The following is a 16,235-nucleotide window of genomic DNA, read 5'->3' as shown; positions in this document are numbered from 1 at the left end:
ATGAAGAGAAAAGGTGCGTGACGCGTGTGTCCAAGTGGGGAGTGCTGGTCGATAATGGTCTGCCCGCCCGAGTGGTCAATCAAGAACTAAGTGATGCGGACGTGGTGGTGGAGTCGGTGCCCACGGATGGCTCCGGCAACATCGCGCTATCGGCCTCGGCCGAGGCGATCCGTGCCCGCTACGGTTGGGACCGGTTCGTATACATCACGGATATGTCGATGACCGCGGACGGTGACCCGGTGGCCGCGCAGGTGGTCGGAGAGGCGGGCGATGCCGCCATCGTGAGCTTGCCGGCCTTCGGCTTCCGGCTCGGCCGCCAGAACCTGGCCGAGCGGGTCCGGGCCTTCGGGCAAAGCGGCCAGTGGTCGGGGCCCGGCAGGACGGTCAGCCCGTCGCACGTCGACGGCGCGGATGAGCACGCCGATGCCACCTTCGTCACCGGCCAGCGCGCCCGCTTCGTCGGCGGCATGGTGCGCACCAACCGCCCCGGCCGAATGCTGACCGCCCTGGCCAGCTGCCTGGCTGTCACGGTTGCCACCGGCGGGTTCGGTATCTTCTACGGTTCGGTCTGGCAGATGGCGCACGCGCTCAGCCCCCAGCGCCTGGCACTGGTCAGCGTGGTGGCCATCATGGTGCTGTCCACCTGGCTGGTCATCTACAACGGCATGTGGCACCGGGTCTCCCACCAGACCTCCCGGCAGCGCGCGCGGCTGGACAACGCCTCGACGGGGCTGACGGTGCTGGTGACCGTGCTGATGATGTTCGCGGTGACCTTCTGCGGCATGGCGGCGCTGACCGTGGTGGTCATCCCGCCGGACTACCTGACCGAGCAGCTCGGCGAGGCCGTCGGCTGGCGCGACTACGTCGACATCGCGTGGTTTACCACCTCGCTGGGCATCATGGGCGGCGCCCTGGGGTCCAACTTCGACGGCTCGGCCAAGGTGCGGCGCGCGACGTTTTCCGACCGTGAGAACGAGCGCCGCGACAGCGACGAGGAGCAGCCCAGCGGCTGGCGCGAGGATGAGTACGAGGGCAGTCACGAAGCCAAGAAGGCGGCCGAAGCCCAAGAAAAATAAGAACTCGGAAAGTTGAGTGGAATATACTCAAGTTTGTCTGCGTTACATCTAGTGAAGCCTCTACAGTGGGATCATTGCCCCGAGGTAGGGAGATTTACTTAAAGGAGAAAGCAGATTATGAACTCATTCAACCCAACTACGAAAACTCAGGAGGCACTGCAACAGGCGCTGCAGACCGCCTCCGCGGGCGGGAACCCGGATATCCGCCCGGCCCACCTTCTGGCGGCCATCCTGGGCCAGCAGGACGGCATCGCCGCCCCAGTGCTGAAGGCCACCGGCGTGGACCCGCAGACCGTGTTGCAGGAGGCCCGCGGCCTGGTCGACGGTTACCCGAAGGCCGAGGGGGCGAATATGGCCAACCCGAACTTCAACCGGGACGCGCTCAACGTGCTGACCCGGGCCCAGGAGTTGGCAGGCGAGCTAGGGGATGACTACGTCTCGACCGAGGTGCTGCTGGCAGCCATCGCCGGCTCGAAGACGGACGCGGCGGAGCTTTTGACCAGCCGCGGCGCTACCTACGACGCCATTAAGGGCGCGTTCCCGTCGGTGCGCGGGGCCGCCAAGGTCAACACTGAAAACCCGGAGGACCAGTTCCAGGCCCTGGAGAAGTACTCCACCGACCTGACCGCCCGGGCGCGGGAAGGAAAGATCGACCCGGTTATTGGCCGTGATCAAGAAATCCGCCGCGTGGTGCAGGTGCTGTCGCGGCGTACCAAGAACAACCCGGTGCTCATCGGTGAGCCGGGCGTCGGTAAGACCTCCATCGTGGAGGGCCTGGCCCGCCGCATAGTGGCCGGTGACGTGCCGGAGTCGCTGAAGGGCAAGACCCTGATTAGTTTGGATCTCGGATCGATGGTCGCGGGTGCGAAGTACCGCGGCGAGTTCGAGGAGCGCCTGAAGGCGGTGCTCGATGAGATTAAGGCCTCGGAGGGTCAGATCATCACCTTCATCGATGAGCTGCACACCCTAGTCGGTGCCGGTGCGACGGGCGAGGGCTCGATGGACGCAGGCAACATGATTAAGCCCATGCTGGCCCGCGGCGAGCTGCGCCTGGTGGGCGCGACCACCCTGGACGAGTACCGCAAGTACATCGAGAAGGACGCGGCCCTGGAGCGCCGCTTCCAGCAAGTCTACGTGGGCGAGCCCTCGGTGGAGGACACCATCGGCATCCTGCGTGGCTTGAAGGAGCGCTACGAGGTGCACCACGGCGTGCGCATCCAAGACTCCGCGTTGGTCTCAGCGGCGGAGCTGTCGAACCGATATATCACCAACCGCTTCCTGCCGGACAAGGCCATCGACTTGGTCGATGAGGCCGGCTCGCGCCTGCGGATGGAAATTGATTCCTCCCCGCAGGAGATTGACGAGCTCGAGCGCGTCGTCCGCCGGCTGGAGATCGAAGAGCTGGCGCTGAAGAAGGAATCCGACGCCGCCAGCCAGGACCGTTTGGCCAAGCTCCAGCAGGAGCTAGCCGACGAGCGGGAGAAGCTGGGCGAGCTCAAGGCCCGCTGGGCTAACGAGAAGAAGGCTATCGACGAGGTCCAGGAGGCCAAGGAGGAGCTCGAGGAGCTCAAGCGCAAGGCGGAGATCGCCGAGCGCGACGGCGACTACGAGCTGGTCTCGGAGCTGCGCTACGGGCGCATCCCGGAGCTGGAGAAGCAGCTGGCGGATGCCGAATCCCGGGCGCATACCCAGTCGGAAACCAACTCCATGCTGACCGAGGAGGTCAGCCCGGACGTCATCGCGGAGGTCGTCTCCGCGTGGACGGGTATCCCGGCCGGCAAGATGCTCGAGGGCGAGACCGAGAAGCTGCTGAACATGGAAGAGATCCTGGGCCGCCGCGTGGTGGGCCAGTCCGAGGCCGTCAAGGCCGTCTCGGACGCGGTGCGCCGCTCGCGCGCCGGGGTCGCGGACCCGAACCGCCCGACCGGCTCCTTCCTCTTCTTGGGTCCGACCGGCGTCGGTAAGACCGAGCTGGCCAAGGCCCTGGCGGACTTCCTGTTCGATGACGCCTCGGCGATGGTGCGCATTGACATGTCGGAGTACGGGGAGAAGCACTCCGTCTCCCGCCTGGTCGGTGCCCCTCCGGGATACGTCGGCCACGAGGCCGGCGGCCAGCTCACGGAGGCGGTCCGCCGCCGCCCGTACACGCTGGTGCTCTTCGACGAGGTGGAAAAGGCCCACCCGGACGTCTTCGACGTCCTGCTGCAGGTGCTGGACGAAGGTCGCCTGACCGACGGCCAGGGCCGCACGGTGGACTTCCGCAACACGGTCATCATCCTGACCTCCAACCTGGGTGCCGGCGGCACCAAGGAGGAGACCATGGCGGCGGTGAAGAAGGCCTTCAAGCCGGAGTTCATCAACCGCCTGGATGATGTGGTGATGTTCGAGAGCCTGTCGACTGAGTTGCTGCGTGGCATCGTAGACATCCAGCTGGCCAACCTGGCCGAGCGGCTCGCCGCCAAGCGCCTGACTCTGGACGTGGCGGACGAGGCCAAGACCTGGCTGGGCGAGCGCGGCTACGACCCGGACTACGGCGCCCGCCCGCTGCGCCGGCTCATCCAGCAGGCCATCGGCGACAAGCTGGCCCGCAAGCTGTTGGCCGGCGAGATCCGCGACGGCGACACCGTGCAGGTCACCGTGGCCGCCGACGGCGAGTCCCTGGATCTGCAGTCCACCGAGCAGCTGGCGGACTAAGACACACGCGTTAAGACCCCGGTCGTCCCACTTCTTAAGGCGGGGTGGCCGGGGCCTTTCGCCTGCGAGCGGCCTAGTCGACGCGCCCCGGCGGGCGGGGAGTCCGCTTTGGCTCTAGAGTGGGACACATGAGTATTTTGGTCTCTCCCCGCGAGCTTTACGATGCCATCTACGCCGGCGATCGCCTCACCGTTCTGGCCTGCCTGTGGGGCTCGGGCGCCAACAGCGCCCGAAACCAGTTCCACGCACTCCACATCCCGATCGCCCAGCTCTGCGACGTCTCCGCCGCAATGGCGGGCCTGCCGGGCTCCCGCAACGGCCGCAACCCGCTGCCGGACCCGGACAAGTTGCAGGAATGGTTCGTGAATTGGGGGCTTCGCAAGGACCGCCCGGTCGTCGTCTACGACGAGGGCCGCGGGCTTTTTTCTGGCCGCGCGTGGTGGATCCTGCGCTGGGCGGGTATCGAGGACGTGCGCGTGCTCGACGGCGGCTTGGCCCACTGGCGCCGGGAGCAGCTGCCCACCCTGACCGGCCCGGGCAATATCTCCGTGGAGACCAACACCACCGTGGACCCTAACCCGGACATGGTCGCTACCATCGACGAGGTCAAGGAGCATGACGGCATCCTGATTGACACCCGCGAGCCCAACCGCTTTGCCGGCCGCCGCGAGAACCTCGACCTCAAGGCCGGGCACATCCCGGGCGCGGTCAACGTGCCGGAGCGCTACCTCCACCACGCGGACCGCACCTGGAAGACCCAGAAGGAGATCCTCGAAGTCTTCCACAACGCCGGCATCAACGAGGACAACGTCAAGGACGCTATCGTCTACTCCGGCTCCGGCAACCACTCCGGCCTGGCCCTGGCCACCATGGACTGGGTGGGCTTGACCGGCGCGCGCCACTACGTGGGCGGCTGGTCGCAGTGGTCGGCGGATGCCACCAACCCGGTCGAGCGCGGCGACCGCGTCTCCCTCGGTGTCTAAGACCCGCGCCCCGGCGTCAGGCAGTAAACTAGGGCGCTAATGACACCTATTTTGCTTTTGATCCTGGCCCTGCTGGCCGCCGCGGGCGCGGTCTTTTTGTGGCGCGCCGCCCAGACCCAGGAGGCCGCACAGCAGCGCTCGCTGGCCGAGCGCGACGACAACCGCGACGACAGCCTTGAAGACGCCGACGATGCCTCCTCGGCCGCCCCCGAGCACGACACCCCGGAGGCAGCCGAGGCCCAGGCCGAGGTACCGGAGCCGGATACCTCGCCGGCGCCGGACATCGTCTACGAGGAACCCGCGGGCCCCTCAGACGAATTCGCAGCCGACGATGCCGACGGCGCCGAGGATGCCGACGACGCCAGCACGGCCGACCGGGCAGACCCGGAGGCGGGGGCACAGACAGGCGCAGTAGCCGCCGAGGAGCCAGAGACCCCGGCCGCCGAGGAGCAGGTGGAGCCCGCTCCCGATGCCGCGGAGGAGTCGGAGTCTGCTACGAAGACGGCGCCGAAAAAGAAGATCGGCCGTCCTCTCCTGCCGGGCGCGCTGCGCCGGGAGCGCAAGGCCTGGGCGAGCCAGCACGGCTTCGACTTCGCCAAGGAGGATTCCTACCTGGCGGATGAGTGGACGCGGGGCGCGGCCGCCGGGGGCGCGCGTCCCCGGGACATCGTCCACGGCACGGTCTTCGGCCACGAGCTTTTCCTGCTCGACCTGGGCGGGGTGAACGTGATGGCGCTGCGCACCGGCGCGAGCTCCGACGTGGTGGTGGACTTCCGCCGCACGGGCCTGCCGCTGGCGGAGGAGGCCTCCGAGGACTTGGTTGCCGCGACCGAGATCGCCGGCTTTAGCGTCTACGCCACGGAACCGGGCGTGGTCGAGCGCATGAGCGACGACCGCCTGGCCACCGGGCTGGAGTACCTGCCGGAGGCAGTGACCGCGGTGTGGATGGAAAACGAATGGGTGCTGGGCCAAACGGATAAGACTGCCCGCAGCGCCGAGTGGGATGAGATGCTCGCCCCGATGGCGGTGCTGGCCGATGTTGCCCGCGTGCTGCCGCCACCCCCGGCCGCCGGGCTGGTCTACCACCCGGAACTGGGGGATCCCACCCGCGTGGTGCCCCCGCCGCAGCCGGTCGCGCCGACGGGCCCGACCGCGGTGCCGAACCCGACCGAGGACATGGCGCGCCCGCCGGTCCAGCGCCCGGAAGAACCGATGGTGCTGCCCAGCCGCCGCGCCGGCGCCGCGCACGGCTCTATGGAACACCGCGCGCTGGGCGCGGACGAAGTGGACGCTATCGCCGACGGGCAGGAACGCCCGCAGGCGGACGAATCCGTCGCCCGCCTGCCGCGCGACCTGGGCCGCGGCTCCTCGATCTTCGACGAGATCGAGGCCGAGCTGGGCCCCATCGGCGATATCCCGGAGCACCCCGTCAGCGACCGCAGCGACCACGGTGCTCGCTCGGCAGGCGACGGCGAAGGCGGCATCGATAGCGGCGACGGCCACAATGCCTAAGGCTCCCCTCGGCGTGGGTTTCACTCGCGGGTGTCTTAAGCTAGAAATCGACGAAAATCGCAGGAGCGCGAGCAGCGGACGCATTCTTCGCCCCCGCGCGGGCAAAGTAAAGGAGTTTTTAAACCTCATGAACCTGGACGAGCAGAAGAAGAGCCGACTAGCCGAGCTGGTCAAGGAGCTGGCCGTCGTGCATGGCAAGGTGACTCTGTCCTCGGGTAAGGAAGCGGACTACTACGTCGACCTGCGCCGGGCGACCCTGCAGCACGAGGCCTCCCGGCTGATCGGCGCGCTGCTGCGCGAGCTGACCGCGGACTGGGACTTCGACGCCGTCGGCGGCCTGACCCTGGGCGCGGACCCGGTGGCCACCTCCATCATGCACGCGGACGGCCGCCCGATCGACGCCTTCGTGGTGCGCAAGGAGGCCAAGAAACACGGCATGCAGCGGCGCATCGAGGGCGCCGACGTGGAAGGCAAGAAGGTCCTGGTCGTCGAGGACACCACCACCACAGGCAACTCCCCGCTGACCGCTGTGGCCGCGCTGCGCGAGGCCGGCGCCGAGGTCGTCGGTATTGCTACCGTCGTGGATCGTGCCACCGGTGCGGACCAGGCGATTTCGGCAGAGGGCCTGGAGTACCGCTTCCTGCTGGGTCTGGAGGACCTCGACCTTGTCTAAGCCGGACGCCCGCGGCACCGTAGTCGACCAACAGCCCGGCCCCACCGAATGGAACGAGGGCCGGCACGGGGTCGGCCCGTGGGAAGGGCAGTGGCCCACCGGCCCGGAGGCAGAGCGCTACGATCCGGAGCTGCTGGCCGAAGGTGACCGCCGTAACGTGGTGGACGCCTACCGCTACTGGCGGCGCGAGGCGATCGTCGCCGACATCGATAGCCGGCGCCACAGCCTGCACATTGCCATTGAGAATTTCGAGAACGACTCGAATATCGGCACGGTCGTGCGCACAGCCAACGCATTTGCGGTGGACACGGTCCACATCGTCGGCCGCCGCCGCTGGAACCGCCGCGGCGCTATGGTGACGGACCGCTACCAGCACCTGGCCCACCACGAGACGGTAGAGGAGCTGCTGGAGTGGGCGGTGCAGGCGGGGCTCACGGTCGTGGCCATCGATAACACGCCCGGGTGCGTGCCGCTGGAGACTGCCGTATTGCCGGAGAAATGCCTGCTCCTGTTCGGGCAGGAAGGCCCCGGCGTGAGCCAGTCCGCCCAGGACGGGGCCGTGATGACCTGTTCCATCGCCCAGTTCGGCTCCACCCGGTCCATCAACGCGGGGGTGGCGGCCGGCATCGCCATGCACGCCTGGATCCGCCAGCACGCGGATCTGGCTCAGAGCTGGTAGCCGGGGGCGCCAACCGGTTGCGCATAATTGCACGGGTGAGCTGGGAGCGCGCTAGAATTCCTGTGAGTAATAGTTCGACTAAATTTAGGGCACCTGAGTGGACGAAAAGTGGGCACACCGCGCGGATCTGGCAGAAACCGCCATCAATGACCGCCACGCGGCACGCGTGTGGGGACTGCCAAAGACCAACCTGGCCATTGTGCGCTGGCCGCCTACCGGTAAGGAAAAGGTTTTCCTCCACTGGCACTACTGGTGGCAGGCGCACTACCTGGACTGCCTGGTGGATGCCGCCCAGCGCCACAACACCAAGATGCGGCGCAAGCGGATTGCAGAGACCGTACGCGGCATCCGGGTGCGCAACCTCAGCCCGCTGAAGAACAACCGCTACTTCGATGACAAGGCCTGGCTGGCGCTCGCCCTGCAGCGTGCCGGGCAGCTCAGCAAGGTCAAGCCCTATTCGAAGCTCGCGGAGCTGCAGGACGATATCCGCGCCGGCCGCGACGAGCACTTGGGTGTACTGCCGTGGCGCGAGGGCGAGAACTTTTTCAACGTGCCCTCCAACGGGCCGGCGGCGATCCTCTTGGCACGCACCGGGCACCTTTCCGAGGCCCAGGAGATAGTGGAGTGGATCTACGAGAACCTGGTCGATGACCAGGGGCTTATCATGGACGGCGTCCGCATGCGCATGGACGGCCCGGAGTGGGTGCGCAACCTGCACCCCTACTGCCAGGGCGTGGTTTTGGGCGCCTGCCTGGAGATAGCACTGGCCCTGCGCAAGCGTGCCGGTTTTTCCTCCCTGGAGCACCTCGACTCGGTCCAGGAGGCCGAGCGCGCCGAGGACACCGTGCAGTACCTGACCCGCATCCGCGGGCTCATCCAAGCCATCGCCTCCTACATGGCCACTCCGGCCGGGGTCATCGACTGGGATACCGGCGACGGCGACGGTGGCCTGTTCAAGGGCATCCTGGTGCGCTACCTGGCGGACACGGCAGTGCGCCTGCCGGGGGATTCGCCCGCCAACCGCGCGGCGAAGAAGCTCGCCGCCCGCCTGGTGATGGCCTCAGCCGCCTCGGTCTGGGAGCACCGCCTGGAGGTCGACGGCCTGCCGATTTTCGGCACGGACTGGACCGCGGACGCGCGCCTACCCCACAACTTCGGCCTGGGCCCAACCACCCTGGGCGAGAAGGTCGGCGTCATCCGCATCGCCGAACGCGACCTGTCGGTGCAGCTGTCCGGTTGGATGCTGATGGAGGCCGCCGCCCGCGTCGCCCGCGACCGCGCAGACCGCCGGGCCTAGCAAGCACGAGCCAGCCCTAGCCGGGACCAGACACCGTCTAGGTACAAACTCACACCTTTCCTTAACCGGGACCTGCGGCGCGCAAGCCAAATCACAGGCATACTTGGTAGTGCAGTAAGTCAAACGCGAACCAAGTAAGGAAGATTCACTTCTATGCCAATTGCTACCCCAGAGGTTTACAACGCCATGCTGGATGAGGCGAAGCAGTCTGGCTTCGCCTTCCCGGCCATCAACTGCACCTCCTCGGAGACCATCAACGCCGCACTCAAGGGCTTCGCTGAGGCCGAGTCCGACGGCATTATCCAGTTCTCCACGGGCGGTGCGGAGTTCGGTTCCGGCCTGGCAGTCAAGAACAAGGTAGCGGGCGCCCAGGCGCTGGCCGCCTTCGCGCACGAGGCCGCCAAGCACTACGGCATCAACGTCGCGCTGCACACCGACCACTGCCAGAAGGAGGTGCTGGACGACTACGTCCGTCCGCTCATCGCCATCTCCCAGGAGCGCGTCGACCGCGGTGAGCTGCCGCTGTTCCAGTCCCACATGTGGGACGGCTCCGCTATCCCGATCGATGAGAACCTGGAGATCGCCCAGGAGCTGCTGGAAAAGGCCCGCAAGGCCCACATCATCCTGGAAGCCGAGATCGGCGTCGTCGGCGGGGAGGAAGACGGCGTGGAAGCCAAGGCGGGTGACAACCTCTACACCTCCGTCGAAGACTTTGAAAAGACCATCGACGCCCTGGGCACCGGCGAGAACGGCCGCTACCTGCTGGCCGCCACCTTCGGCAACGTCCACGGCGTCTACAAGCCGGGTAACGTCAAGCTGCGCCCGGAGGTCCTGTTGGAAGGTCAGCAGACCGCGCAGAAGAAGCTCGGCCTGGACGAGGGCGCTAAGCCCTTCGACTTCGTCTTCCACGGAGGCTCCGGCTCCGAGAAGGAAAAGATCGAGGAGGCCCTGCGTTACGGTGTTATCAAGATGAACGTGGACACCGACACTCAGTACGCGTTCACCAACCCGGTCGCCCGCCACATGTTTGCCAACTACGACGGCGTGTTCAAGATCGACGGCGAGGTGGGCAACAAGAAGGTCTACGACCCGCGTTCTTACCTCAAGAAGGCGGAGCAGGGCATGTCTGAACGCGTCATCGAGGCGTGCCAGGACCTGCATTCTGTGGGGAAGACGGTTTCCCGCTAAAGCAGTCTTTTCGGGCCGCGGCGCCATAAAAGTGTCCTAGAATGGCGCCCATGGCCGAAGAACGAAAACGACTCACCACGCGCGAGCGCCTGCGCAGTATTGACCGGTCTTTAATGGCCCGGTTGAACCGCGTGCGCTCGCGCTTCGTGTTTATCCTGCAGGCCACAGTCGGCGCGGGGCTGTCCTACTGGGTGGCCAATGACATTGCGGGCCACGCGCAGCCCTTCTTCGCGCCGATCTCCACGGTGATCATCTTGGGCCTGTCCGGCGGCGACCGGCTAAAGCGCGCGGTGGAGATGTCCATCGGCGGCATCACCGGTGTGGCGGTGGGGGATATCCTCTTCCAGTTCGTTGGCCAGGGGCCGTTCCAGATCACCCTGATCGTGGGCGCGACGCTGTTGCTCGGCTCGTTCATGACGAAGTCGCCGCTGCTGACCAATCAGATCGTCTTTGGCTCCATCCTGATTGCCACCATCTTCCCGCCCACGGAAGGCGCCGGGGGCTTAAACCGCGCTATCGATGCCCTCATCGGCTCCGTCATCGGTGTCATCACCATCGCCCTCATCCCAAACTCGCCGCTGGCCCAGGCGCGCCGGGAAGTCTCCAAGGTGCTCAGCATCGCCGCCAGCGTGCTCTACGACGTCTCCCGCGGGTTAGAGAAGCAGGACGTCGAAATCATCGAGGAGGCCCGGCAGGCCGTCTTCGGCACGCAGACCAACATCGAGAAGCTGGCCGATGCCGCCAAGCAGGGCAGGGAGGCTTCGGAGGTCTCGCCCCTCATGTGGGGTTCTAGGCGCAATATTCGCTCGCTGGAACGCATCCTGGTGCCGGTGGATAACGGTGTGCGCGGGGTGCGCGTGCTCTCCCGCCGCGCGCTGGTGATTACGGAGGACGGGGACAGCGTCTCCCCGGTCCAGATTGAGCTCATCGAGGAGCTGTGCTCGGTCATGGAGGAGCTGGCCGAAATCTACGTCAGCCGGCGCGGCCTCAACGAGGCCCAAGAGCTGCCCCACCTGGTCCAGCGTCTGCGGCGGGCGGGCGCGCGGGCGAGCATGGACATCGTAGCAGGGAGCAGCCAGCTTTCGGCCTATGCCATCCTGGCTCAGACGCGTTCCATCGTGGTGGACCTGCTGATGATTTGCGGCATGTCCCGCGAGTCCGCCGTGGCGGTACTCATCCCGACCTCGCAGACCCCGGCCTACCCGCCGGAGATCTACTACGAGGAAGAGCACGACCTCTAGGTGCTAGGGGTGCGCCACCCGCACCACCTGCAGGTCGCGCAGGTGCCGGTAGAAGGTCACGCGGTCGACGGGGCGGGGGCGGGAGACCCCGTCCACGGTCACGCGCAGCTCCGGCCCGCCGGCCTGGACCGCGCGCCCGGTGGCCACGGTGGACGGATCCACCGGGCCGGGCTGGGGTGCGGCCTGCTTCCGCCGCAGGCGCTCTAGCAGCCCCTGGCGGGCCACTGGCGCCGCCGCGGCGACGATGCCGGGGGCGTCCACCATGGGCACCAGTTTGGCGCCGTAGACGCCCGTCTGCGTCGCGCCCACTGCCTCGCCGTCCTGGCGGACGAGCACGTGGTCGTCGACGATGATCTCCCCGGTCATAGCCCCGGGGTTCCACTGGCTGATGGTGGCCGAGCCCGCCACGGCCTGGCCGGCGTCGTTGCGGATGGTGGGCACAGGCGCGACCGCACCGTCCAGCGCCAGACGGAAGGCATCATCCGCCCGCTGCGGCAGGCCCCAGTTCTGGGCGGCGGCGGAGGAATCTTCTACCGGCACGTAGGCGACCTCGACCCACATGGTGTCGGCGCGCATGAGCCGGGTAATCACCGCGGACAGGGCCGCATCCGTGCCGATGACGACTACGCGCAGCGCTTCTGACACCGGCTGGGGCGCAGGCACCGGCGCGCCCAGGTGAGCCACGTCGGGCTGGGCGGCGATCTCGTCGAGCGACGGCGTGGGATCTTCAGGCAGGATCTCCCGGGCGGCGGCGTCTACCGCCTTGAGCTCCTTGCGCGTGGGTACGGCCGCGCAATCCAGGATTTCCCAGTTGGACTGCGGATCGTGGGGCAGCAAAAACTGGGGCGCTCCGCAGCGCAGGATCATTACACGCATGTTTTCTATGCTACTTCGCCGGGGTAGGAGCGCCCACGCGGATGGCTAAGCAGGTAGAGTTAGTGCGTATTTGACTCCAATTAAAATGGGGAAGTGAATTAACAACCATGGCAGCAATCGTCATTGTTGGCGCCCAGTGGGGCGACGAAGGCAAGGGCAAGGCGACGGATATCCTCGGCGGCGAGGTCGACTACGTCGTCAAGCCGAACGGCGGCAACAACGCCGGCCACACCGTCGTGGTCGGCGGCGAGAAGTACGAGCTCAAGCTCCTGCCCGCCGGCATCCTGTCGGAAAACGCCACCCCAATTTTGGGCAACGGCGTCGTGATTAACCTGGAGGCCCTGTTTGACGAGATCGACGGGCTGGAAGCCCGCGGCGCGAAGGCCTCCCGCCTGAAGATCTCCGCCAACGCGCACCTGGTGGCGCCGTACCACCAGACGCTCGACCGCGTGCAGGAGCGCTTCTTAGGCAAGCGCGCCATCGGCACCACCGGCCGCGGCATCGGCCCGGCGTATGCGGACAAGGTTGCGCGCATCGGCATCCGCGTCCAGGACATCTTCGACGAGTCCATCCTGCGCCAGAAGGTCACCTCCGCGCTGGACATCAAGAACCAGATGCTGGTCAAGATGTACAACCGCAAGGCCATCGACCCGGAGCAGGTCGTTGAGTACTTCCTGAGCTACCGGGAGCGCCTGCGCCCGATGGTCATCGAGGCCGAGCTTGAGCTCAACGATGCCCTGTCTAACGGCAAGCACGTCCTCATGGAGGGCGGCCAGGCCACCATGCTGGACGTGGACCACGGCACCTACCCGTTCGTGACCTCTTCCAACCCGTCGGCCGGCGGCGCCTCGGTGGGCTCGGGCGTGGGCCCGACGCAAATCACCACCTCCCTGGGCATCATCAAGGCCTATACCACCCGCGTGGGCGCGGGCCCGTTCCCTACGGAGCTCTTCGACAAGTGGGGCGAGTACCTGCAGACCACCGGCGGGGAGATCGGCGTCAATACCGGCCGCAAGCGCCGCTGCGGTTGGTACGACTCCGTCATCGCCCGCTACGCCACCCGCGTCAACGGCTTCACTGATTACTTCCTGACCAAGCTGGACGTCCTGACCGGCATTGGGGAGATCCCCATCTGTGTGGCCTACGACGTGGACGGCAAGCGCTTCGACGAGATGCCCATGACCCAGTCCGACTTCCACCACGCCGAGCCCATCTTTGAGACCATGCCGGCGTGGGACGAGGACATCACTGGCTGCCAGACCTTCGAGGAGCTACCGCAGAAGGCCCAGGACTACGTCCTGCGCCTCGAGGAACTGTCCGGCACCCGCATCTCCTACATCGGTGTCGGCCCCGGCCGCGACCAGACCATCGTGCGCCACGACGTTCTCAGTGATCTCCAAGTATGAGAGGGCAGTGAAATATAAAGGACGATTTATGTACATATTTAGGCAAAGGTTTGATCGACTGGGGGACTTTTGAAAACCCGCAGAACTTCCGTAGTGATCTGGGGGGCTTTAGTTGTTTTTGGACAGTTTCAGTCGTTTTTTGGGGGCTCTTCCCTCTTTGGGGATAGTAAAAAGTGTACAGACGTCTGCTAAGATAATGACAAGCTTGGGGCCAGCTTAAAAAGGTTTGGAAGCGTGGTCTCGAGCGGTCTACTGATAGCCCTCTAACTGAGGCTTAAAGAGAGGAAGTAAGGTGAAAGGGAGTTCTCGGCGCGTTTTCAGGAGCGCTACCGCCATGGCAATGAATGGCCTGTTCCTGAAGCCGCGTATGCGTACTTACATTGCTGCAGGCGTTACGTCTGCATTGGCTGTCACCGGCACCGTGGTGCCTACTTTTGTTGACCCAGTCCCAGCTGCTTATGCACAGTCTGCCACCCCCGGGGGGGTAGGTGCTTCGGAAGAAACCGCCATAGATGTCACCGGTTCCGAAAAGGGAAACTGGCAGGTGCGCGGCACGGCGTTTATCGATCGTGCTGGTCGCTACGGTGAGCTTCAACCCGGAATGGGTGATGAGCCACTTGCAGGTATGACCGTGTATTTGCAGTACATGACAAATAATGGTGAAGTTTCGCCGGTCTTTTCTGCTACTACCAATGCCGAAGGTAATTATATCTTCGACCTGCGGCCGGAGAAGACCGATCCTTACGGCGCTCCACAATTCAACATCGCTAAGACTAATTACCAGATCAGGACTTGGGTCAAGAACCCGGATCCGGAGAACTACTCCGTCGTTTTGGGTGGCGATGCGGCGCAGGGGCGCTTCCACTTGGCGACGCAGCGAGTCTTCGAGGGTTGGAACCAGACGGTAGGGATCAACACCGTAACGGGCCAGCAGATCTCTCTCCAGGAGCGCCCCAACGTGAAGGGGTGGTTGGCTAAGCCCGAGGATCAATGGCAGCGAGCGACCGACGATCAGACCGGTGAACTGACCCCGGACGGTCAGTTCACCGATAAGGGTGCTCAAGGCAAGGTTGCTGGAAAAGTCTGGTTTGAGGAGCGGGAAGCAAATGGAGCTCTGGCTCTTTACCTCAAACACGATTCCTCTAGGGGAGACAGCGTCGCTCCAGGAGTCACCGTAGTTGCTTCGTATCTGAATGATGAAGTAGCGCGCCGGATTGATGAGTGGAAGGACGCGAATCGGGGCTATACCCGAGCTCAGCTGACTGCAGCTCAGGAACGAATCATCAAGGAATATGAATCCGAGGAGGGTAATGGTCCTGGCTCGGCTATCGCGGAGACAGTAGCAGCGCCGACCAATGCGGAAGGTGAGTACTACCTCCCGTTTAAAGGGACCTACGGTGATAGTCGTAACAGGGAGAACCAACTTGGCCAGACCCAAAACCGGCTAGAGCCCGGTGAGTTTGGTACTGTCGCGCCCGACTACGCCGAGGATACCTATGCTGCCTTTACCGGCGGTGCTATCAACGAGGAGAAGAAGCGTCACATCAACGAGGATTACCTGTATGTCTACCCTGTAGTGGAGGACTCCCGTGATGTATGGATGGGCCCGTTCCAGGACAACATCTTCCAGTTTGCTAAAAACAGTAGCGAGGATGAGGGTCTCCACCCCGTTACTATCACGGCAGGCACCAACATTGATGGCGTGAATTTCGCACTTCTTTCGCCCAATCCGTTCTTCGACGTTGTGGAATACGACAGCTTCGGCAATGATGCCCATCCGGGAGACGAAGCTAATACCCGCGCGACTGGGCTGCAACCGAACAAGGACTACGGAATTGTGTGGTACCAGACCGATTCCGAAGGTAACAAGACCGAGGTAGGCACAGAGTGCGTACTGAAGAGTAATGAGGTCGGTGATATCGAGGACTCCTGCCCGCTAACGGTCCCGAATGTGGAAGAAGATACCACCTTCACCGCCGGCGTCTACCCTGTGAATCCAGCGAACGGAGAAATCCGTAAGAGCTCCGACGACCTCCTGCTCGCTGATTCCTTCAAGGCAGTGCCTGTGGAGACCTCTGAGGCTTCTGTTGTTGCCGATCCGGTGACTGTGGTTGAGGGTCAGGAGGTTGATCCGTTCCAGACTGCTCAGGATGTTCCGGAGGGTGGTTCTGTTGAGGTTTCTGGCCTGCCGGAGGGTCTGGAGGTTGATCCGGGTACCGGTGAGGTTTCTGGTACTCCGTCTGAGGTGACTGATTGGGGTCCGGATGAAGAAGAGCGTGAAGTTACCACCACGGTGACCGTTAAGGATGCTGATGGTAACGATGTTGCTTCTGAGGAGAAGGTCATCACTGTTCAGCGTGATACTGATGGTGATGGTGAGCCGGATGTCACCGATACTGACGATGACGGCGATGGCTTCACTGATAAGCAGGAGGAGGAAGCCGGCACTGACCCGAAGGATCCGGATAGCACTCCGGTTGTGGTTGAGGCTTCTGTTGTTGCCGATCCGGTGACTGTGGTTGAGGGTCAGGACGTTGATCCGTTCCAGACTGCTCAGGATGTTCCGGAGGGTGGTTCTGTTGAGGTTTCTGGCCTGCCGGAGGGTCTGGA

The 16,235-nt window shown here is 64.8% G+C and carries 12 protein-coding genes; 11 read left to right on the top strand and 1 reads right to left on the bottom strand.

The annotated features are described in order from the left end of the window. Positions 1-17: 17 nt before the first annotated feature. From QQS52_RS03585 to QQS52_RS03545, 9 genes are all read left to right on the top strand, one after another. Positions 18-1,076 (top strand): hypothetical protein, encoded by a 1,059-nt coding sequence (locus QQS52_RS03585; RefSeq protein WP_472772609.1) that lies wholly within the window; start codon positions 18-20, stop codon positions 1,074-1,076. Between the two features lie 117 nt (positions 1,077-1,193). Beyond that, a complete protein-coding gene (gene clpB / locus QQS52_RS03580) occupies positions 1,194-3,770 on the top strand; it encodes an ATP-dependent chaperone ClpB (RefSeq protein WP_472772608.1) in 2,577 nt (858 codons plus the stop codon). A 128-nt stretch (positions 3,771-3,898) separates the two neighbouring features. Continuing rightward, entirely contained in the window at positions 3,899-4,753 is an 855-nt protein-coding gene (locus QQS52_RS03575; RefSeq protein WP_472772607.1) for a sulfurtransferase, read from the top strand. 39 nt (positions 4,754-4,792) lie between these two features. Next, positions 4,793-6,265, top strand: a complete 1,473-nt coding sequence (locus tag QQS52_RS03570; RefSeq protein ID WP_472772606.1) for a hypothetical protein — start codon at positions 4,793-4,795, stop codon at positions 6,263-6,265. Between the two features lie 127 nt (positions 6,266-6,392). Next, complete coding sequence (gene pyrE, locus QQS52_RS03565) at positions 6,393-6,938, top strand: orotate phosphoribosyltransferase (RefSeq protein WP_472772605.1); 546 nt, start codon at positions 6,393-6,395, stop codon at positions 6,936-6,938. Continuing rightward, on the top strand, positions 6,931-7,617 hold the full coding sequence (locus QQS52_RS03560) for a TrmH family RNA methyltransferase (RefSeq protein WP_472772604.1): 687 nt from the start codon (positions 6,931-6,933) through the stop codon (positions 7,615-7,617). The genes pyrE and QQS52_RS03560 overlap by 8 nt, the downstream gene beginning before the upstream one ends. 97 nt (positions 7,618-7,714) lie before the next feature. Continuing rightward, positions 7,715-8,914 carry a glycoside hydrolase family 76 protein gene (locus tag QQS52_RS03555; protein WP_472772603.1) on the top strand — a complete coding sequence of 400 codons (1,200 nt, stop codon included), beginning with the start codon at positions 7,715-7,717 and terminating at the stop codon, positions 8,912-8,914. Positions 8,915-9,067: 153 nt separating this feature from the next. After that, entirely contained in the window at positions 9,068-10,102 is a 1,035-nt protein-coding gene (gene fbaA, locus QQS52_RS03550; RefSeq protein WP_070768390.1) for a class II fructose-bisphosphate aldolase, read from the top strand. A gap of 50 nt (positions 10,103-10,152) precedes the next feature. Beyond that, a complete protein-coding gene (locus QQS52_RS03545) occupies positions 10,153-11,343 on the top strand; it encodes an FUSC family protein (protein WP_472772602.1) in 1,191 nt (396 codons plus the stop codon). Positions 11,344-11,346: 3 nt separating this feature from the next. Here QQS52_RS03545 and QQS52_RS03540 read toward each other — a convergent pair whose 3' ends face one another. Continuing rightward, positions 11,347-12,219: a hypothetical protein gene (locus QQS52_RS03540; RefSeq protein ID WP_472772601.1), complete on the bottom strand. Its 873-nt coding sequence runs from the start codon at positions 12,217-12,219 to the stop codon at positions 11,347-11,349. Positions 12,220-12,326: 107 nt separating this feature from the next. On the opposite strand from QQS52_RS03540, the gene QQS52_RS03535 reads away from it, so the two are divergent. Further along, positions 12,327-13,625 carry an adenylosuccinate synthase gene (locus QQS52_RS03535; protein ID WP_472772600.1) on the top strand — a complete coding sequence of 433 codons (1,299 nt, stop codon included), beginning with the start codon at positions 12,327-12,329 and terminating at the stop codon, positions 13,623-13,625. 334 nt (positions 13,626-13,959) lie between these two features. Next, positions 13,960-16,235: putative Ig domain-containing protein (locus QQS52_RS03530; RefSeq protein WP_472772599.1), on the top strand; the 2,276-nt coding region annotated here is incomplete at its 3' end.

Source organism: Corynebacterium sp. 1103A, assembly GCF_055700955.1.
Note: the sequence above shows the minus strand (reverse complement) of the source record. Positions and strands in the feature narration are given on the sequence as shown.

Bases quoted from the DNA above. Each gene is read 5' to 3' on its own strand.
- clpB (WP_472772608.1), top strand. From the start codon at position 1,194: ATGAACTCATTCAACCCAACTACGAAAACTCAGGAGGCACTGCAACAG.
- QQS52_RS03575 (WP_472772607.1), top strand. From the start codon at position 3,899: ATGAGTATTTTGGTCTCTCCCCGCGAGCTTTACGATGCCATCTACGCC.
- QQS52_RS03570 (WP_472772606.1), top strand. From the start codon at position 4,793: ATGACACCTATTTTGCTTTTGATCCTGGCCCTGCTGGCCGCCGCGGGC.
- pyrE (WP_472772605.1), top strand. From the start codon at position 6,393: ATGAACCTGGACGAGCAGAAGAAGAGCCGACTAGCCGAGCTGGTCAAG.
- fbaA (WP_070768390.1), top strand. From the start codon at position 9,068: ATGCCAATTGCTACCCCAGAGGTTTACAACGCCATGCTGGATGAGGCG.
- QQS52_RS03545 (WP_472772602.1), top strand. From the start codon at position 10,153: ATGGCCGAAGAACGAAAACGACTCACCACGCGCGAGCGCCTGCGCAGT.
- QQS52_RS03540 (WP_472772601.1), bottom strand. From the start codon at position 12,219: ATGCGTGTAATGATCCTGCGCTGCGGAGCGCCCCAGTTTTTGCTGCCC.
- QQS52_RS03535 (WP_472772600.1), top strand. From the start codon at position 12,327: ATGGCAGCAATCGTCATTGTTGGCGCCCAGTGGGGCGACGAAGGCAAG.